Genomic DNA, 18,859 nt, shown 5'->3' on the forward strand with positions numbered 1-18,859 from the left:
GGGGGGGGGAAGGGGGGGGTGGGGGGCGGGGGAGGGTGCGGGGTGATTTCCGGCAAAACGGCCCGTGGGCCGGCGATCTGGCGTGTGATCGGTGCTGGCCGGGACGAACCGACCCGGCGCGCGCCGCCAGCCCGACCGGGGAGGACGCGTGCTCGTACTGCTGCTCCTCCACCTGGTGGCGGCGCTCGCCGCGCCGCTGCTCGTACGGCGGTGGGGACCGGGTGCCTGCTACCCGCTGGCGCTCGTCCCGGCCGCCGCCGTCGGCTGGGCGCTGACCCGTACGCCCACCGTGCGCGACGGCGGCGCGGTCGTCGAGACGTACACCTGGATCGGCCAGCTCAACCTCGACGTGGCCCTGCGGATGACGACGCTGTCCTGGCTGATGACGGTGCTGGTCGGCGGCGTCGGCGCCCTGGTGCTGGTCTACTGCGGCCGGTACTTCGAGCGCGGCGCGGTCGGGCTGACCCGCTTCGTCGCGATCCTGGTCGCCTTCGCCGGGGCGATGCTCGGCCTGGTCCTCGCCGACGACCTGCTGCTGCTCTACGTCTTCTGGGAGCTGACCACGGTCTTCTCCTACCTGCTGATCGGGCACAGCACCGAGCGTCGGTCCAGCCGGTGGGCGGCCGCCCAGGCGCTGACCGTCACCACCCTCGGCGGGCTGGCCATGCTGGTGGGCTTCCTGATCCTCGGCGCGCACGCCGGCAGCTACCGCTGGTCGGTGATCGCCGGAGCGCCGCTGCCCGGCGGCGTCGCCCTCGGCGTCGCGGTGGCGCTGATCCTCACCGGGGCGCTGGCCAAGTCGGCGATCGTGCCGTTCAACGCCTGGCTGCCGGTGGCGATGGCCGCGCCCACCCCGGTCAGCGCGTACCTGCACGCGGCCGCCATGGTCAAGGCCGGCATCTACCTGATCGGACTGCTCGCCCCGGTGCTCGCCGACGCCGGCCCGTGGCGGCCGGTGGTGCTCACCCTCGGCGTGGTCACGATGATCGCCGGTGGCTGGGCCGCGCTGCGGCAGTGCGACCTGAAGCTGCTGCTGGCGTACGGCACGGTGAGCCAGCTCGGCCTGCTGGCGGTGGTGCTCGGCGCCGGCAGCGCCGACGCCGCGCTCGCCGGGGTCGCGATGCTGCTGGCGCACGCCCTGTTCAAGGCGGCGCTCTTCCTCGTCGTCGGCATCATCGACCACGACGTCGGCACCCGCGACCTGCGGGAACTCAGCGGGCTCGGCCGACGCGCGCCGGTGCTCGCCGGGATCGCCGCACTCGCCGCGGCGTCCATGGCCGGGGTCCCGCCGCTGCTCGGCTTCGTCGCCAAGGAGGCGGTCCTCGCCGCGCTCACCGAGCGGCCGCTGCTGCTCGCCGGACTGGTGGCGGGCACCGCGCTCACCGTCGCGTACAGCATCAGGTTCCTCTGGGGCGCCTTCGCCACCCGACCGGACACCCCGCCCACCGAGGCGGCCCCGGTGCCGGTGGCGATGCTGGCGCCCCCGGCGCTGCTCGCCCTCGCCGGGCTGGTCGCCGGACCCGCCGCCGCCGGGCTGGACGGGCTGCTGCAACCGTACGCGGAACTCTTCGGCGTGCCGCACGAGAAGCTGGCCCTGTGGCACGGGCTCACCCCGGCGCTCGGGCTGTCGGCGCTGGCGCTGGCCGGCGGGGTGGCGCTGCACGCGGTGCGCGGCCCGCTCGCCCCGGCGCTGGCGCGGCTCCGTTCGCCGGTCGGCGGCAACCAGGGGTACGAGTGGGCCACCCACCAGTTCGACCGGCTGGCCATCGAGGTCACCGGCGCGACCCAGCGCGGTTCCCTGCCGCAGTACCTGGGCACCGTGCTGCTCGCGCTGGTGCTGGTGCCCGGCGGCACGCTGCTGGTCACCCGGCCCTGGGCGGAGCGGGTCCCCCTGTGGGACAACCCGGTGCAGCTCATGGTGACCGTGGTGATCAGCGTCGCCGCGCTGTTCGCGGTGGCCGCCCGCCGCCGGCTCACCGCGATGCTGCTGGTCGGGGTGACCGGCTACGGCACCGCCATGCTCTTCGTCCTGCACGGCGCGCCCGACCTGGCGCTGACCCAGTTCCTGGTGGAGACCGCCACCATCGCGGTCTTCGTGCTGGTGCTGCGCCGCCTGCCGGAGCGCTTCTCCGCCCGTCCGTTGCGCCGCAGCCGCTACGTACGGCGGCTGATCGGCCTCGCCGTCGGGGTGGTGCTCGCCGGCCTCGCCCTGGTCGCCGCCACCGCCCGCACCGCCGAACCGATCTCGGTGGCCTTCCCCGACCTCGCGGTCCTGCAGGGCTACGGCCGCAACGTGGTCAACGTGACGCTGGTCGACCTGCGCGCCTGGGACACCATGGGCGAGATCTCGGTGCTGGTGGTGGCCGCCACCGGGGTGGCCAGCCTGATCTTCGAGCGGTCCCGCACCGGGCCCCGGCCCCGCCGCCGGGAGCCGTCCGGGCCGCACCGTGACCGCCGTCCGGTCTGGCTGCGCGGTGGCCCCACCCTCCACGAGCGGCGCCGCTCGATCGTCTTCGAGGTGGTCACCCGGCTGGTGTTCCACACCATCGTGGTCTTCTCGCTCTTCCTGCTCTTCTCCGGCCACAACGCCCCCGGCGGCGGCTTCTCCGGCGGCCTGGTCGCGGGCCTGGCCCTGGCCCTGCGCTACCTCGCCGGCGGCCGGTACGAACTCGCCGAGAGCGCCCCGATCGGGGCCGGGCCGGTGCTCGGCGCCGGACTGGCGATCTCCGTCGGCAGCGGCGTGGTGGGGCTGCTCGTCACCGGCACCGTGCTGGAGAGCGCCAAGGTGGACCTGCCGCTGCCCGGGCTCGGCGACCCCTACCTGGTGACGTCGCTCTTCTTCGACGTCGGCGTCTACCTGGTCGTGGTCGGGCTGATGCTGGACATCCTGCGCAGCCTCGGCGCCGAGGTGGACCGGCACATCGAGGCGGCCGGCAGGTCCGAGCGCGGCCTGGCCGTCCGGGACGGGGATTCCGGGTGAGCACCGTCGGGGCGGGGCCGACCCTGGTGCTGGTGCTCGCCGTCGGCGTGCTCGCCGGCACCGGGGTGACGCTGCTGCTGGAGCGGAGCCTCACCCGGATCCTGCTCGGCGTCATCCTGCTCGGCAACAGCGTGAACATGCTCATCCTGCTCGGCGGCCGGTCCGGCGGCGCCCCGGTGGTGGGCACCGGCCCGCCCGGTGACTTCAGCGACCCGCTGCCGCAGGCGATGGTCCTCACCGCCATCGTGATCACCTTCGGGCTGACCGCCTTCCTGGCCGCCGTGGCGTACCGCAGTTGGCATCTCAGCGGCGACGACGAGGTGCAGGACGACCTGGAGGACCGGCAGATCGTCCGGCTCGCCGAGCGCAACGAGATCGCCAGCCGCGACCTCGGCGGGGAGGGGCCGGGGAACGATCCGGAGCAGGTCGACCCCGGGCCGGCCCGCCGCCGGCTGCGCCGGCCCCGGGGCGAGTCGTGAGAGCGCTCGTCCCGCTGCCGGTGGTGGTGCCGCTGCTCGGTGCGGCACTCACGCTGATCCTGGCGCACTGGCCCCGGGCACAGCGGACGGTCAGCGTGGTGGCGCTCTCCGGCAACCTGCTCGTCGCGCTGCTGCTGCTGGTCGAGGCGTACCGGCGCGGCCCGGTGGTGGTGCAGGTGGGCGGCTGGCCGGCGCCGGTGGGGATCGTGCTCGTCGCCGACCAGTTGGCCGCGCTGATGCTGGTGGTCTCCTCGGCGGTGACCCTCTGCGTGCTGCTCTACTCCATCGGGCAGGGACGCAGCGAGACCAGCGAGTCGGCGCCGGTGAGCATCTTCCACCCGACCTACCTGGTGCTGACCGCCGGCATCACCAACGCCTTCCTCGCCGGCGACCTGTTCAACCTCTTCGTCGGCTTCGAGATGCTGCTCGCCGCGAGCTTCGTGCTGATCACCCTGGGCGGGACCGAGATCCGGATCCGCACCGGCTCGACGTACGTCGTGGTCAGCGTCCTGTCCTCGCTGATCTTCCTGGCCGCGGTGGGCCTGGTGTACGCGGCCACCGGCACCCTCAACATGGCGCAGCTCGCCGCCCGGCTCGACGCGCTGCCCGACGGCGTACGGCTCGGGTTGCAGCTGATGCTGCTGCTCGCCTTCGGCATCAAGGCGGCGGTCTTTCCGCTCTCCGCCTGGCTGCCGGACAGCTACCCGACCGCGCCGGCCCCGGTGACCGCCGTCTTCGCCGGTCTGCTCACCAAGGTCGGCGTGTACGCCATCATCCGTACCGAGACCCTGCTCTTCCCCGGCGGGGACGTCTCCGGGCTGCTCATGGTGGTCGCCGGGCTGACCATGGTGATCGGTGTCCTCGGCGCGGTGGCCCAGTCGGACCTGAAGCGGCTCTTCTCGTTCACCCTGGTCAGCCACATCGGGTACATGATCTTCGGGGTGGCGCTGAGCACCGCCGCCGCGCTCTCCGGCGCGATCTTCTACGTGGTGCACCACATCACCGTCCAGACCACCCTCTTCCTGGTCGCCGGCCTGGTCGAGGAGCGGGCCGGCAGCACCGACCTGCGCCGGCTCGGCGGCCTGGCCCGGGTCACCCCGCTACTGGCGGTGCTCTTCTTCGTCCCGGCGATGAACCTCGCCGGCATCCCGCCCTTCTCCGGCTTCCTCGGCAAACTGGGCCTGCTCCAGGCCGGCGTGGCCGTCGGCGGCCCGCTGCCCTGGGCGCTGGTGGCCGCCGGCACCCTGACCAGCCTGCTCACCCTCTACGCGGCGTCGCGGGTGTGGAACATCGCCTTCTGGCGGGCGCCACAGCTGGCCACCGCCGAGCCGGTGGTCCGGCTGCCGCACCTCATGGTCGGGGCCACCATCGCCCTGGTGGCGCTCGGCCTGGTGCTCACCCTCGCCGCCGGCCCGCTCTTCCGCGTCACCGCCGACGCCGCGGCCGACCTGCGGCTGCGCACCCCGTACGTGGAGGCCGTCCTGCCGGGCGGCCCGCGGTGACCCCGACCCCGCCGCCCGGCCGGTACGGCCGCTGGCGGGACCAGGCGATCGCGCTGGGCTGGCTGATCGCCGTCTGGAACCTGCTCTGGGGCGAGGCCACCTGGGCGAACCTGGTGGGCGGGACGCTGGTCGGCGCGGCGGTGCTGATCTTCTTCCCGCTCCCGCCGGTCTCCTTCGGCGGCCGGCCACGGCCGCGGGCGCTGCTGGTCCTGGCCGGCACGTTCGTCGTCGAACTGGTGAGCGCCAGCGTCCACGTCGCCGCGATCGCGGTACGCCCCGGCTACCGGCCCCGGGGGGCCATCATCGGGGTGCGGCTGCGGGTGCGCAGCGACCTCAACCTGGCGCTCACCGCGGAACTGCTCTCCCTGGTCCCCGGCACCCTGATCGTCGAGGTGGACCGGGACGCCGGGGTCCTCTACGTGCACGTGCTCGACGTCCGGGGCCCGCAGGACCTGGCCGGCAGCCGGGACCGGATCCTCGCCGTCGAGCAGCGCATCGTCCGGGCGATCGGCTCCGACGCCGAACTGCGCCTGCTCTGCACCGATCCCGCCGACCGCTCCACCGATCCCGCCGACCGGAGGTCCGAGACATGACCATCGTTCTCGCCGTCGTGCTGACCGTGCTGCTCTCGGTCACCGCGTTGCTCGCCCTGGCCCGGATCTACCGGGGGCCGTCCCTGCTCGACCGGGTGATCGCCGCCGACCTGCTGCTCGCCACCATGCTCGGCGCGGTGGGCGCCGAGGCGGCGCTCAACCGGCACGCCACCACGCTGCCCGTGCTGGTGGTCCTCGCCATGCTCGGCTTCGTCGGCTCGGTGGCCCTGGTCCGCTTCGCCGTCCGGGAGGAGGCGTGAACGCGGGCGCGGTCCTCGACTGGCTCGGTGCGGCGGCGCTGGTGGCGGGCGCCCTGCTCAGCCTCGCCGCCGGCATCGGGGTGCTGCGCTTCCCGGACGTGCTGGACCGGATGCACGCCGCGACCAAGCCGCAGGTGCTCGGCGTGCTGTTGCTGCTGGTCGGGCTGGCGCTGCGGCTGCGTACCCCGACCGACCTGGGCATGATCCTGCTGGTGGGGATCTTCCAGCTGGCCACCGCGCCGGTCGCCGCGCAGATGATCGGCCGGGCCGCCTACCGGTCCGGCCGGGTCGACCGGGACCTGCTCGACGTCGACGAGCTGGCGGACCGGGGGAGATAGGGGACGAGCAGCGGCATTGTCCCCACCTTCAGCGGGCCTTCAGCAACCGCAGATAGAATTGCCGCATGATCGACTCCTCTGCCCAGGAGGGCAGTAGTAGCCAGCCGGGTCGTGCCCGGCATCCCCTCGGCCCGACGACCCCGGGAGCCCTGAGCGACCCGTGTTGATCGTCGTCGGTCTCGTCCTCATCATCGTCCTCACCGCCGCCACCGGGTACTTCGTGGCGCAGGAGTTCGGCTACGTCGCGGTGGACCGCGGCAAGCTCAAGCAACGCGCCGACGACGGCGACCAGGCGTCCGTCCGGGCCCTGGAGGTCACCGGCCGGCTCTCCTTCATGCTCTCCGGCGCCCAGCTCGGCATCACCGTCACCGCCCTGCTCGTCGGTTACGTCGCCGAGCCGTACCTGGGCGCCGGGCTGGCCGAGCTGCTCGGCGGCGTCGGGGTCTCCACCGCGGTCAGCCTGCCGCTCTCGGTCGTGCTGGCCCTGACCATCGCCACCGTCGTGCAGATGGTCCTCGGTGAGCTGGCCCCGAAGAACCTCGCCATCGCCCGCGCCGAGAGCCTGGCCCGGGCGCTGAGCCGCTCCACCCTGATCTACCTGAAGATCGCCGGCCCGCTGATCACGCTCTTCGACCGGGCCGCGGTGCGACTGCTGCGCCGGATCGGCATCGAGCCGATCGAGGAACTGCCCAGCGGCGCCACCCCGAAGGACCTCGAGCAGATCATCGCCGAGTCCCGCGAGGAGGGGCACCTCGACGCCGAGATGTCCGACCTGCTCGACCGGGGGCTCGACTTCCGAAAGCTGACCGCCGGGGAGGCCATGGTCCCCCGGGTCCACGTGCACACCGTACGAGCGCACGAGCCGGTCAGCCGGATCGTCGAGCTGCTCGACACCGGGCACTCCCGTTTCCCGGTGCGCGGCGCCGAGGGGGTGGACGACCTGATCGGTGTGGTCGGCATCGCCGACGTGCTCGGCGTACCCCCGGCGCAGCGGGCGAGCACCCCGGTCAGCGCGGTGGCCGTACCCCCGTTGCTGGTGCCGGAGACCCTGCCGCTGCCGACGGTGCTGGACCGGCTGCGGTCCGGGCACCGACAGCTCGCCTGCGTGGTCGACGAGTACGGCGGCTTCGCCGGCGTGATCACGCTGGAGGACCTCGCCGAGGAGCTGGTCGGCCCGATCCGCGACGAGGACGACCCGCCGGAGCGGTCGCCCGCGCGGCAGGCGGACGGCTCCTGGATCGTGCCGGCCCGGTGGCGGATCGACGAGGTGGCCGACAGCACCGGCATCGCGCTGCCCGAGGCCCCCGAGTACGACACCCTCTCCGGCCTGGTGATGCGGGAGCTGGGGCGGGTGCCCGAGGTCGGTGACCGGCTGGAGATCACCCTGCCGGCCGACGGCGAGGAGCCGGCCGAGCGGCCGAAGGCCCTCGTCGAGGTGCTCGCCGTGGACCGGCACGTCGCCGACTCGGTCCGGCTGCGGATGGCCGGCGGCGCGGGGGAGGTCGCATGAGCCCCACCGTCGCGCTGTTGACCTCCGTGGTGCTGCTCGCGCTCAACGGCTTCTTCGTGGCCGCCGAGTTCGCGTTGGTGGCCGCGAAGCGCTACCGACTGGAGCAGTCCGCCGCCGGTGGCGGCCGGGCCGCCCGCGCCGCGTTGGACGGTGTCCGCGAGCTGTCGCTGATGCTGGCCGGCGCCCAGCTCGGCATCACCCTGTGCACCCTGGGCCTCGGCGCCCTGGCCGAACCGGCGATCGAGCACCTGCTCAGCCCGCTGCTGCACGCGGTCGGGCTGCCGGACACGGCCAGCCACCTGATCGCCCTGGTCTTCGCCCTCGGGCTGGTGACCTTCCTGCACCTGGTGGTCGGCGAGATGGCCCCGAAGTCGTGGGCGATCACCGACGCGGAGCGGTCGGCGATGCTGTTGGCCCTGCCGTTCCGGGCCTTCGCCCGGGTCGCCCGCCCGGTGTTGTCGGCGCTCAACGCGCTGGCCAACGCGATGCTGCGGCTGGTCGGCGTGCAGCAGCAGGACCAGCTCGCCCAGGTGCACGGCCCGGACGAGCTGCGCATCCTGCTGGAACAGTCCCGCGAGCACGGCATGCTCGGCGCCGAGCAGCACCAGTTGCTGACCAGCATGCTGGAGTTGCAGGGCACCACCGTCGCCGACGTGATGGAGCCCTTCGACCGGATCGTCACGGTCCGCCGGGACGACTCCGCCGAGCACGTCGAGCAGGTCAGCCGCGACAGCGGCCGGTCCCGGCTCGCCGTGCTCGACCCGTCCGGCGAGGTCTGCGGCCTGGTCCACGTACGGGAGGCGGTGCGGGCGGTCACCACCGGCCGGCCGGCGACCGCGGGTGAGCTGATGACCCGCGCGTTCACCCTGCCGGCGGCCTCCTCGGTCACCGAGGCGGTGGCCGCGATGCGGGCCGACCAGGCCCAGTTGGCCCTGGTCCGCAACGGTGGCGGCCCGACCCGGCCGATCGGGTTCGTGGCGCTGGAGGACCTGCTGGAAGAGGTCATCGGCGAGTTCGACGACGAGACCGACCCGGTGCCGCGCGGGCGGCGCATGCGCTGACCCTCCCTTACCCGTCCCGACCGGCCGCCGGATCCCCGTGACCCGGCGGCCGGTCCGTGTCCGTGGACCCGTCCGCGCCGGGATCCGGTGGCGTGCCCGGGCGGGAAGCGGGAAGACGGCCCCGTGCGGTGACGACGGGGGAGCGGCGCGATGCGGTTGACCGGGGTGGCGCGGGAGTCCGGGTGGAGCGGGCTGTCGGTGAGCACCACCCTGACCAACCCGAGCACCCGGCCCGGACTGCGCCTGCCCGGGCGGGTGACGCTCACCGCCGGTCGCGACGACGTGCCCGTCCGGCGCATCCGGCTCGGGCTGATCGCCACCGCCGAACCGGAGGATCCGGACGCCCCCCGCCGGCTCGTGCAGTACCACCAGGTGCCGATCGCCGGCCGGTTCGTGGTGCCGGCCGGGCGGCGGCGGGCGGTCGACTTCGCGCTGCCGCTGCCCTGGGAGACCCCGGTGACGGTCTTCGGCGCGGTGCCGCTGATGAGCCTGCGCACCGGACTGCGTACCGAGGTCTCGGTCGACCTGGACCGGGACGTGGGTGCGATGGTGCCGGTCCTCGTCCACCCGCTCCCCGTCCAGCAGCACATCCTGGCCGCGCTGGACACGCTCGGTTTCGTGCTGCGGCAGGCGGGCCTGGTGCAGGGCCGGCTGCCCGGGGTCGAGCAGGCCCTGCCGCTGCACCAACGCCTCGGCTACTGGGTGGCGCCCCTCTACGCCGGCCCCATCACCGAGCTGGAGCTGATCTTCGTGGCCAACTCGGCCGGCCTGGAGGTGCTGCTCTGGATGGACCGCCGGCTCTCCCTGACCGGGATCAGCCACCAGAGCATCAGCCGGTTCCGGATCTGGCACACCGGCGCGGAGCGACGGGACTGGGTCGCCACCGTGGACGGCTGGCTACGGGCGGCGATCAACCGGCATGCGGCGGCGGCCGCCCATTCCGACCGGTCCGCCCGGATCAGCGAGTCCGCGCACGTCAGCCGCCCACCGGACCAGCCGGTCGCACCCGGCTACGGGCTGGGCGGCACCGCCGGCGGCCCGGGCATCGGTGGTGGCGGTGGTGGCGGCGACGGCACCTGACGCCCGGCGGGCCGCCACCGGCTCACGGGCCCTGCCGCGCGCGGTCAGACCGAGGCGGTGGCGAGCTTGAGGCCGAAGCCGAGGAAGAGCACCCCGACCCCGGTGGTGGCGCCCGCGGCCAGCCGCCGCCGGCGCCGGAACTGGGCGGCGAGGAAGGTGCCCGCGAAGATCAGCGCGGTCAGGTAGAGCGCGCTGGTCACCTGGGCGATCAGCCCGAGCAGCAGGAACGACAGCGCCGGCCAGGCGTAGCCCGGGTCGACGAACTGGATGAAGAACGAGATGAAGAAGAGGATCGCCTTCGGGTTGAGCAGGCTGATCACCAGCGCCTTGCGGAACGGGCTGCGCATCGCCGCCGGTTCCGCCGCGTCGATCAGCCGCGGCGCCGTCGGGTCGTTGCGGTCGCGCCAGCGCCGCCAGGCGCCGCGCAGCATCGTCAACCCGACGTAGCCGAGGTACGCCGCGCCCGCGTACTTGATCACCAGGAAGAGCGGCGGGTACGCCTTGAGCAGCGACGCCACCCCGGCGGCGGAGAGGAACATCAGCACCCCGTCGCCGACGAACACCCCGCCCGCGGCGCGGTAACCGGCCCCCACCCCCCGCTTCGCCGCGGTGGAGAGCACGAAGAGCGAGTTGGGGCCCGGCAGCAGGATGATCGCCACGGTCCCCAGCACGTACGTCCAGATGTCGGTGATGCCCAGCACGCCCGCCATCCTCACCCCACCGGTGCCGTGCGGTGAAGTCGTTCCCGCAGCCTGACCTGTGCGTTCGGCCACTCGTCGACGGTCATCGCGTACTGCACGGTGTCCCGCCAGGAGCCGTCGGGGCGCTGCCGGTGCATCCGCAGCACGCCCTCCCGGGTCGCGCCGAGTCGCTCGATCGCCGCCTGCGAGCGGGTGTTGCGGATGTCGGTGTGCCAGGCCACCCGGACCGCGCCCAGTTCGTCGAAGGCGCGGGTGAGCAGCAGCAGCTTGGCCTCGGTGTTGATCCCGCTGCGCCACCACGGCCGGCCCAACCAGGTGTAGCCGATGGCCACCGACCGCCGTTCCGGGTCGATGTCGTAGTAGGAGGTGGTGCCGACCACCGCTCCCGTCCGGGCGCAGCGTTGCACCCACGGCACCCGCTCGCCGCGCTGCCCGGCGGCGAGCGCGGTGGCGACGACCGCCCGCATGTCGGCCGGGGCGGCAGGCGTCGGGTGGCTCAGGTGCGCCCAGACCTCCGGCTCCGCGGTGGCGGCGAAGAGTTCGTCGGCGTGTGCCAGGTCCAGCGGCTCCAGCAGCACGTGCTCGCCGCGCAGGGTGGCCGCCTCCCGCCAGGGCGAGCCGGCGGCCCGCAGGTACGCCGGCACCGGCGCGGTCACCCCCGCGTCGGGCTCGGGCAGCCCGGCGGTCAGCCGCAGCGGCACCACCCCGGCCCAGTACGGCAGCTCGTAGTCGCCCGGCTCGTCGCGGACACCGCCGGTGCGCGACCGCACCGACACCTCGTGCAGCGGCAGCGCCAGCACGGACGTCTCGGCCAGTTCCCGGCGGCTCGGCGGCCGGCTGTCGGCGCTGCGGCCGGCGCCCACCTTCTCGACCAGGGCGGTCAGCATCTCGCGCTTCTCGGCCTCGTCGGTGACCAGGCGTGCGACGCCGTGCGCCACCACCGAGCGGTAGTTGGCGCTGTGGTGGAACTGCGAGCGGCCGTAGACCAGCCCGTCGAGCAGCGTGACGGTGACGCAGACCCGCAGCCCGGCGTCGCCCCGGGCGGCCAGCAACGGCCGGCTGCCGGTGGAGCCGTGCAGGTAGAGGGTGTCGTCGACGCGCACGTGCAGGGTGGGCAGCAGCCGGGGCTCGCCGTCGACGGTGAACCCCAGCACGCAGTGGTACGCCTCGTCGAGCACCGCGTGCGCCGCCGCCCGGTCGTAGCTCATCCGGTCGCGGGAGCGGCTGGCGGTGGTCCGCGCGGTCGGGGCGTACATGTGACATCCCACCTTTGTGCTAGTACAATCCTCGAACTGTGGCAGTACGTTATCAGATCACCGGCGGCAGCTCCGCCGCCATTTCGGCCAGCGTGGAAACCGGCATCCGCACCGGCGCGCTGGCGGCCGGCAGCGCGCTGCCCGCCGTCCGGGCGCTCGCCGCCGAGCTGGCCGTCAGCCCGGCCACCGTCGCGAAGGCGTACCAGGAACTGCGCCGGCGGGGCCTGGTGGTCACCGCCGGCCGGCACGGCACCCGGGTCCGGCCCCGCCCGCCGGTCGCCACCCGCCGCGCCGCGTTGCGCCCCGCGCCCGCCCCCGGCGCCCGTGACCTCTCCCAGGGCCAGCCGGACCCCCGGCTGCTGCCCCCGCTCGGCCCGCACCTGGCCGCGCTCGCCGCCGAGATCGGCCCGCCCGTCGGGTACGCCTCGACCGCCGTGCTCCCCGAGTTCGCCGAGGCGGCCCGCGCGCGCCTCGTGGCCGACGGCGTGCCGGCGGACGAGATCACCGTCACCGGGGGAGCGTTGGACGGCATCGAACGGCTGCTCGCCGCCCACCTGAGTCCCGGTGACGCGGTCGCGGTGGAGGACCCGGGCTGGGCCAACCTGCTCGACCTGGTCGCCGCCGCCGGGCTGCGCCCGATCGGCGTACCGGTGGACTCCGACGGCCCCACCGTGGCCGGCGTACGCGACGCCCTGGCCCTCGGCGCGCGGGCCCTGGTGGTGACCAGCCGCGCGCAGAACCCGACCGGCGCCGCCGTCGGCGCCGACCGGGCCGCCGCGCTGCGCGACCTGCTCACCGGCCGCCCCGACCTGCTGCTGATCGAGGACGACCACGCCGCCGAACTGGCCCACCTGCCGCTGCACCCGCTCGCCGGGGCGACCCCGGCGTGGGCCTTCGTCCGGTCGGTGAGCAAACCCTTCGGGCCCGACCTGCGGCTGGCCGTGCTGACCGGCGACGAGGCGACGGTGGCCCGGGTCGCCGGCCGCGCCCGGGTCGGCGCCGGCTGGGTCTCCACCGTGCTGCAACGCCTCGTGCTGTCGCTCTGGCGCGACCCGGCCACCGCCGGGCTGGTCCGCCGGGCGGGGCAGGAGTACGAGCGGCGCCGCGGCGACCTGCTCGCCGCCCTCGCCGCCCGGGGGCTGACCGCCTACGGCCGTAGCGGCATCAACGTCTGGCTCCCGGTGCCGGACGAGACCGTCGCGGTGACCGCGTTGCGGGACGCCGGCTGGTCGGTGGCCCCGGGCGCGCTGTTCCGGATCGGGGCCGAGCCGGGCATCCGGATCACCGTCAGCTCCCTCGACGACGCCGAAGTCGGGCCCCTGGCCGACGCGATCGCGGCCGCGCTGCGCCCCACCGGCCCGGGCGGCTTCAGCGCCTGAGCGCCGCAGCTCGGGGCGGACGGCGGGCGCGGGTGGCGGCGAAGGCCGCTCCGCCACGCCGGGCGGGTGCACCACGTGACCGCCGCGCGGGGTAGAACAGTCGGCATGGCCGAGCAGACCGACGCCCCCGGTGCCCAGCAGTTCATCCCGCCACAGGCCGACACCCTGGACCAGTTGCGTGCCGCCGCCGCCGGCTGCCAGGGCTGCGAGCTGTACCGGGACGCCTCGCAGACGGTCTTCGGCCGGGGCGACGAGAGCGCCCGGGTGGTCTTCGTCGGCGAGCAGCCCGGCGACATGGAGGACCAGAAGGGGCTGCCCTTCGTCGGCCCCGCCGGACGGCTGCTGCGCAAGGCGGTCGACGACGCCGGCATCGACCCGGGGCACATCTACCTGACCAACGCAGTCAAGCACTTCCGCTTCGAGCTGCGCGGCAGGCGGCGCATCCACCAGACTCCGGACCGGGTGCACATCACCGCCTGCCGGCCGTGGCTGGTGGCCGAGTTCTCCCGCCTGCGCCCGGAGCTGGTGGTGGTGCTCGGCGCGACCGCCGCGAAGGCGTTGCTCGGCCCGTCGTTCCGGGTCACCCGGCAGCGCGGCGAACTGCTGCCATGGCCCGCGTCCGCGCAGCGCCCCGAGGACTTCGCCCGGGTGCCGGTGGACAGCGCCGGGAAGGTCGCCGACGCGCCCGCCGCGCGGCTGCTGGCCACCATCCATCCGTCCGCCGTGCTGCGCGCCGACGACCAGGACACGGCGTACGAGGGACTGGTCGCCGACCTCACCGTCGCCGCCCGGGCACTGGCGGCCTGAGCGGCGCCGTCCCCTCCGCGCCTCCCGGCCGGCGCCCGACGATCCGGCGAGGGACCAGCCCCGGGCGGCCGTATTGGACCTGTGTCGGCGTCGGCGGGCCGCCTAGCGTTGCCGGCATGGGTACCGCTCCGATCACCGCCCGGTCCGACCAGGCCGTCCACGGCGACGACCTGCACCTCGCCACCCGGAACGCCGCCGCGCTCTGGACCGCGCTCGCCGAGGCCCGGGGACACGCCCTGACCCGGCTGCCCGGTCTGCTCGCCGTCCACGGCGACGACCGCGCCGGCCTGCGGGTCCTGCTGCTGACCTCCGCGCCGTCGGCATCCGACGTGGCGGCGCTGACCGACCTGGTACGGCGGCGGCTGCCGGGCCGGGTCGTCGTCGAGGACCCGTTCGGCGGCGTGGACCTCACCGGGGCCGGGCTCACCCGGCGGTCCCTGCCGATCATGATCCGCCGGCCGGCGCCGGTCCCGCCGCCCGCCCTGGCGGTCACCCTCGCCACGACCCCGGCGCAGCTCGCCGTCGCCGAGGGCCTGGTGGTGCACGGCTTCCCGCTGGAGCCGTGGCAGCCGCACCGGCCGGGCGAGGCGTTCCCGCCCGCGCTGCTCGACCGGCCACGGGTGGGCTTCCTGGTGGCCCACCGGGGCGGGACGCCGGCCGGCGCCTGCCTGACCGTGGCCGACGACGGCGCCGGGATCTACTGGATGACCACGCTGCCCGCGCACCGTTCCCGGGGCGTCGGCCGGGCGCTGCTGCACGGGGCGCTGGCGCACCTCGGTGACCGGCCGGTGACGCTGACCGCCGCCCGGGCCGGCCGGCCGCTCTACGACTCGCTCGGGTTCGTCCCGGTCACCGACGCCGTCTGGTGGAGCTGAGCGGCCGTCGCGCGCTGCCGCACGGTCACGTCGCGGGCCGGCGATGGGCGTGCCGCGTGGCCCGGTGCGGGTGCGCCCCGGCCCTGGCCGGGCCGGATTCGGCTCGGGGGAGAACGCCCGTGCGCCACCGTGGCCGGGTGCGCAAGGATGGGGCAGCCCGTCACCCCTTACCCAGGAGCCCCCGATGGCCACCGACCTGACCGCCCCGGCGTCCGCCCGGCCGGACGTCGCCCCGATCCAGCGGCGCACGTTGCGGTTGCTCTTCGGGACCCAGATCATCGGCGGCATCGGCGTCACCATCGGGCTGTCCGTCGGGGCGCTGCTCGCCGCCCGGGTCGCCGGGACGGCCGTGGCCGGGCTCGCGCAGAGCGCCGGGGTGGTCGGCGCGGCGTTGCTCGCGATCCCGGTCACCCGGGTCATGACCGGGCACGGTCGCCGGCCGGGGCTGGTGCTGGCGTACCTCGTCGGCGCGGTCGGCGGGGTGCTGGTGGTGCTCGCCGCGGTCACCGGTTGGGTGCCCCTGCTCTTCCTCGGCATGCTGCTCTTCGGCGGCGGCACCGCCGCCAACCTCCAGGCCCGCTACACCGCGGTGGACCTCGCCGAGCCGGCCCGGCGCGCCCGCCAGTTGTCGCTGATCGTCTGGGCCACCACCATCGGCGCGGTGGCCGCCCCGAACTTCGCCGCGCTCGCCGACCGCGTCACCCATGGCTGGGGGCTCCCACCGCTGGCCGGACCCTTCGCGTTCAGCGCGGCGGCCTTCGTGCTGGCGGCGGTCGTACTGCTGGTGCTGCTGCGGCCCGACCCGCTGCTCACCGCGCGCCGGCTCGCGGCGGCCGGGCCGGCGGCCACCGGGTCCCCGGCGGCGGCCGGCATGCGCGCGGCCTGGCGGGTGGTCGCCGCCCGGCCGGCCGCCCGGCTCGGCATCGCCGCCGTCGCGGTCGGCCACCTGGTGATGGTCGCGGTGATGACGATGACCCCGGTACGCCTCGGCGAGTCGCACGCCGACGTGGACGTGCTGCGCGTGGTCGGCATCGTGCTGAGCCTGCACATCGCCGGCATGTACGCGCTCTCCCCGGTGGTGGGCTGGCTCACCGACCGGGTCGGCCGGCGCGCGGTGATCCTCGGCGGGGTGGGCACCCTGCTGGCCGCCTGCGCGGTCGCCGGGACGGCCGGGCACCACACGCCGAGGCTCTCGGTCGGCCTGGTCCTGCTCGGGCTGGGCTGGTCGGGCACCATGGTCGCCGGCTCGACCCTGCTGTCGGAGTCGGTGCCGACCGGGGTCCGCCCGAGCGTGCAGGGGCTGTCGGACCTGACCATGGGCCTGGCCGGGGCCGGCGCGGCGGCGGCCAGCGGGTTTGTCGTGCGGGTGGCGGGTTATCCGACGCTCACCCTGCTGGCGGCGATCGCGGTGGTGCCCCTGGTGGCGCTAGCGTTGCGTCCGGCGTCGCCGTCCGGGGCGCCCGACGAGGAGGAATGATCACGTGCGGCTGACCGACTTCTGGACCCGGCTGGAGGAGGCCTTCGGGCCGGGTTACGCGGCCAGCATCGCCAGCGACCAGGTGCTCTCCGAGTTGGGTGGGCGGACCATCACGCAGGCGTTCGCCGAGGGCGAGGAGACGCACGTGGTCTGGCGGGCGGTCGTCGCCGCCTATCCCGAGCGGGTCCCCTCCCGGCTACGCTGAGCAGCCTTTTCGTCACTTCCGCGTGTCGCTTGTCGAGTCGTACACCTGTTCGGCTATTGTCCACAGCGGGGTGCTCGTCCACAGCTCACGGCCCGTCGGCTGGTTTTCTGTCGGACCCAGCGCCTAGCGTGTCCCGCGTGACGCGAAGCTCAGGAAAGACGCCGGCGAAGGCAGGGGTGGCAAACATGGCCGCAGGGCCCGATCGGGAGAAGGCACTCGACCTTGCTCTCGCTCAGATCGACAAGCAGTTCGGCAAGGGTTCGGTGATGCGGCTGGGGGAGCGGCCGGTCATCCAGACCTCGGTGATCCCCACCGGCTCGATCGCGCTCGACGTGGCGCTCGGCGTGGGCGGTCTGCCCCGCGGCCGGGTCGTCGAGATCTACGGTCCCGAGTCCAGCGGTAAGACCACGGTCGCCCTGCACGCGGTGGCCAACGCCCAGCGGGCCGGCGGCATCGCCGCCTTCGTCGACGCCGAGCACGCGCTCGACCCGGAGTACGCGAAGGCCCTCGGCGTCGACACCGACGCCCTGCTGGTCTCCCAGCCCGACACGGGCGAGCAGGCGCTGGAGATCGCCGACATGCTGGTCCGCTCCGGCGCGATCGACATCATCGTGATCGACTCGGTGGCGGCCCTGGTGCCGCGCGCCGAGATCGAGGGCGAGATGGGCGACAGCCACGTCGGCCTCCAGGCCCGGCTGATGAGCCAGGCGCTGCGGAAGATCACCGGTGTGCTCAACAACACCGGCACCACGGCGATCTTCATCAACCAGCTCCGCGAGAAGATCGGCGTGATGTTCGGCAGCCCGGAGACCACCACCGGTGGTCGGGCGCTGAAGTTCTACGCCTCGGTCCGGCTCGACGTGCGCCGCATCGAGAGCCTGAAGGACGGCACCGACGTGGTCGGTAACCGGACCCGGGTCAAGGTCGTGAAGAACAAGGTCGCCGCGCCGTTCAAGCAGGCCGAGTTCGACATCATGTACGGCAAGGGCATCTCCCGCGAGGGCTCGCTGATCGACGTCGGCGTCGAGCAGGCGATCATCCGCAAGTCCGGCGCCTGGTACACCTACGACGGTGACCAGCTCGGCCAGGGCAAGGAGAAGGCCCGGGAGTTCCTCAAGGAGAACCCGGACGTGGCCGCCGAGATCGAGAAGAAGATCCTGGAGAAGCTCGGCGTCGGGGTCGGCGCGGGCGACGCCGCCGGTGGCCCGGAGCTGCCGCCGGTCGACTTCTGACCGGTCGCTGAGTCGTGGCAGGACGACGCGCCCGTACGGGGCGTGGCTGGGACGCCAGTCCGCCCCGGGCGGGTGACGCCACCAGCCCGCCCCGCCCTCGCCGGGGTCGCCGGTCCCGGGCCGACGACACCGACCCGGAGGCGCCCGCGGCCCCACCGCGGGACGAGGCCGAGGCGGCCCGGGAGATCTGCCTGCGGCAGCTCGCGGTGCGTCCGCGTACCCGGGCGGAGTTGGCCGGGGCGCTGGCCAAGCGGGGCATCTCCGACGAGGTGTCGGCCCAGGTGCTCGACCGGTACGACGAGGTCGGCATCATCGACGACGCCGCTTTCGCCCGCGCCTGGGTCTCCAGCCGCCACGCCGGCCGTGGGCTGGCCCGACGCGCGCTCGCCAACGAGCTGCGCCAGCGCGGCGTGGACGGCGAGGTGGCGAGCGAGGCCCTCGGCGAACTGGACGAGGAGACCGAGGCGGAGACCGCCCGCGCGCTGGTGGAGCGGAAGCTGCGGACGGCCCGGGGCGAGCCCGACGCGGTCTTCCGCCGCCTGGTCGGCATGCTGGCCCGCAAGGGCTACCCGCCCGGGGTGGCCATCCGTGCGGTGAAGGACGCCCTGGCCGCCCAGAGCGCCGAGGCGGCCGAGTTCGCCGACCAGATCGACGCGGACGCCCTTGCCGAGGCCGAGGGCGAACTCGACCGGGACACCCGCGCTCTCGACTGACGTGCGCCGCGTGTTCGCCGTGGTGATCGACTCCGTTGTGGCGATGTTGCGGTATCCGGGGCGCGGTGATACCGGCACCCCGGCGACACAGAGTCGATCTTGCCGATCTGTGCCCGCACGGCCAGGTCGGCCGCGTTGTTTGTCCCCTGGTGTCCGGCCTGACATCACCACCGGGTGACGGCTCAACTTCTCTCCGTTCGGGGGGTTTGATCATGAGTCCTTGACCGAACGGCCGTCCGCGACCTAGCCTCGCCATACAGGCTCAAACTGCCCGACCAGCGCAGGCTACGCGCACAACATAGATCGCGTAACAGAACAGCATCACTTTGGCCAGCTCCACCGGCCTGTGACGGCGACTCCGGACGGCCGGTCCGGAGCCGGTCCGACAACTGCAACCGGCTGTCGACGGTG

At 74.4% G+C, this 18,859-nt stretch carries 18 protein-coding genes; 16 read left to right on the forward strand and 2 right to left on the reverse strand.

The genetic code is table 11. The features are described 5' to 3' along the window. Positions 1–148: 148 nt before the first annotated feature. The 9 genes from ACPFP2_RS26810 (at position 149) to ACPFP2_RS26850 (ending at position 9,803) form a co-directional block, all read left to right on the forward strand. Complete coding sequence (locus ACPFP2_RS26810) at positions 149–2,980, forward strand: Na+/H+ antiporter subunit A (protein WP_424092564.1); 2,832 nt, start codon at positions 149–151, stop codon at positions 2,978–2,980. Continuing rightward, positions 2,977–3,459, forward strand: a complete 483-nt coding sequence (locus ACPFP2_RS26815; RefSeq protein ID WP_424092565.1) for a Na(+)/H(+) antiporter subunit C — start codon at positions 2,977–2,979, stop codon at positions 3,457–3,459. Before ACPFP2_RS26810 ends, ACPFP2_RS26815 begins: the two co-directional genes overlap by 4 nt. Next, complete coding sequence (locus ACPFP2_RS26820) at positions 3,456–4,961, forward strand: Na+/H+ antiporter subunit D (RefSeq protein WP_424092567.1); 1,506 nt, start codon at positions 3,456–3,458, stop codon at positions 4,959–4,961. The genes ACPFP2_RS26815 and ACPFP2_RS26820 overlap by 4 nt, the downstream gene beginning before the upstream one ends. Further along, positions 4,958–5,554 carry a Na+/H+ antiporter subunit E gene (locus ACPFP2_RS26825; RefSeq protein WP_424092569.1) on the forward strand — a complete coding sequence of 199 codons (597 nt, stop codon included), beginning with the start codon at positions 4,958–4,960 and terminating at the stop codon, positions 5,552–5,554. The genes ACPFP2_RS26820 and ACPFP2_RS26825 overlap by 4 nt, the downstream gene beginning before the upstream one ends. After that, positions 5,551–5,814 carry a monovalent cation/H+ antiporter complex subunit F gene (locus ACPFP2_RS26830; RefSeq protein ID WP_424092571.1) on the forward strand — a complete coding sequence of 88 codons (264 nt, stop codon included), beginning with the start codon at positions 5,551–5,553 and terminating at the stop codon, positions 5,812–5,814. Before ACPFP2_RS26825 ends, ACPFP2_RS26830 begins: the two co-directional genes overlap by 4 nt. Next, entirely contained in the window at positions 5,811–6,152 is a 342-nt protein-coding gene (gene mnhG, locus ACPFP2_RS26835) for a monovalent cation/H(+) antiporter subunit G (RefSeq protein WP_424092573.1), read from the forward strand. Before ACPFP2_RS26830 ends, mnhG begins: the two co-directional genes overlap by 4 nt. Positions 6,153–6,312: 160 nt before the next feature. Continuing rightward, positions 6,313–7,662 carry a hemolysin family protein gene (locus ACPFP2_RS26840; protein ID WP_424092575.1) on the forward strand — a complete coding sequence of 450 codons (1,350 nt, stop codon included), beginning with the start codon at positions 6,313–6,315 and terminating at the stop codon, positions 7,660–7,662. Beyond that, positions 7,659–8,723 (forward strand): hemolysin family protein, encoded by a 1,065-nt coding sequence (locus ACPFP2_RS26845; protein WP_424092576.1) that lies wholly within the window; start codon positions 7,659–7,661, stop codon positions 8,721–8,723. The genes ACPFP2_RS26840 and ACPFP2_RS26845 overlap by 4 nt, the downstream gene beginning before the upstream one ends. A gap of 150 nt (positions 8,724–8,873) precedes the next feature. Then, positions 8,874–9,803 carry a sporulation protein gene (locus ACPFP2_RS26850; protein WP_424092578.1) on the forward strand — a complete coding sequence of 310 codons (930 nt, stop codon included), beginning with the start codon at positions 8,874–8,876 and terminating at the stop codon, positions 9,801–9,803. A gap of 44 nt (positions 9,804–9,847) precedes the next feature. Here the strand turns inward: ACPFP2_RS26850 and leuE are convergent, their stop codons facing one another. Together leuE and ACPFP2_RS26860 are read right to left on the reverse strand one after the other, a co-directional pair. After that, positions 9,848–10,513 carry a leucine efflux protein LeuE gene (gene leuE, locus ACPFP2_RS26855; RefSeq protein ID WP_424092580.1) on the reverse strand — a complete coding sequence of 222 codons (666 nt, stop codon included), beginning with the start codon at positions 10,511–10,513 and terminating at the stop codon, positions 9,848–9,850. 2 nt (positions 10,514–10,515) lie between these two features. Beyond that, a complete protein-coding gene (locus tag ACPFP2_RS26860) occupies positions 10,516–11,760 on the reverse strand; it encodes a bifunctional pyridoxamine 5'-phosphate oxidase family protein/GNAT family N-acetyltransferase (protein ID WP_424092582.1) in 1,245 nt (414 codons plus the stop codon). A 38-nt stretch (positions 11,761–11,798) separates the two neighbouring features. Between ACPFP2_RS26860 and ACPFP2_RS26865 the strand changes: the two genes are divergently transcribed. From ACPFP2_RS26865 to ACPFP2_RS26895, 7 genes are all read left to right on the forward strand, one after another. Then, complete coding sequence (locus tag ACPFP2_RS26865; protein ID WP_424092584.1) at positions 11,799–13,139, forward strand: aminotransferase class I/II-fold pyridoxal phosphate-dependent enzyme; 1,341 nt, start codon at positions 11,799–11,801, stop codon at positions 13,137–13,139. 105 nt (positions 13,140–13,244) lie between these two features. Then, positions 13,245–13,946: a UdgX family uracil-DNA binding protein gene (locus tag ACPFP2_RS26870; protein WP_424092586.1), complete on the forward strand. Its 702-nt coding sequence runs from the start codon at positions 13,245–13,247 to the stop codon at positions 13,944–13,946. A 116-nt stretch (positions 13,947–14,062) separates the two neighbouring features. After that, positions 14,063–14,821 (forward strand): GNAT family N-acetyltransferase, encoded by a 759-nt coding sequence (locus tag ACPFP2_RS26875; RefSeq protein ID WP_424092587.1) that lies wholly within the window; start codon positions 14,063–14,065, stop codon positions 14,819–14,821. 184 nt (positions 14,822–15,005) lie between these two features. Continuing rightward, complete coding sequence (locus ACPFP2_RS26880) at positions 15,006–16,298, forward strand: MFS transporter (RefSeq protein WP_424092589.1); 1,293 nt, start codon at positions 15,006–15,008, stop codon at positions 16,296–16,298. A gap of 4 nt (positions 16,299–16,302) precedes the next feature. Further along, the gene (locus ACPFP2_RS26885) at positions 16,303–16,503 is read left to right on the forward strand and encodes a DUF3046 domain-containing protein (RefSeq protein WP_424092591.1); all 201 of its coding nucleotides are present in this window, start codon (positions 16,303–16,305) and stop codon (positions 16,501–16,503) included. 185 nt (positions 16,504–16,688) lie between these two features. Next, positions 16,689–17,735, forward strand: coding sequence for a recombinase RecA (gene recA, locus ACPFP2_RS26890; protein ID WP_088978017.1), 1,047 nt, complete (start codon positions 16,689–16,691; stop codon positions 17,733–17,735). 14 nt (positions 17,736–17,749) lie between these two features. Then, positions 17,750–18,448: a regulatory protein RecX gene (locus tag ACPFP2_RS26895; protein WP_424092593.1), complete on the forward strand. Its 699-nt coding sequence runs from the start codon at positions 17,750–17,752 to the stop codon at positions 18,446–18,448. Positions 18,449–18,859 lie beyond the last annotated feature (411 nt).

The organism is Micromonospora citrea (assembly GCF_049629545.1).
Lineage (GTDB): Bacteria > Actinomycetota > Actinomycetes > Mycobacteriales > Micromonosporaceae > Micromonospora > Micromonospora citrea_A.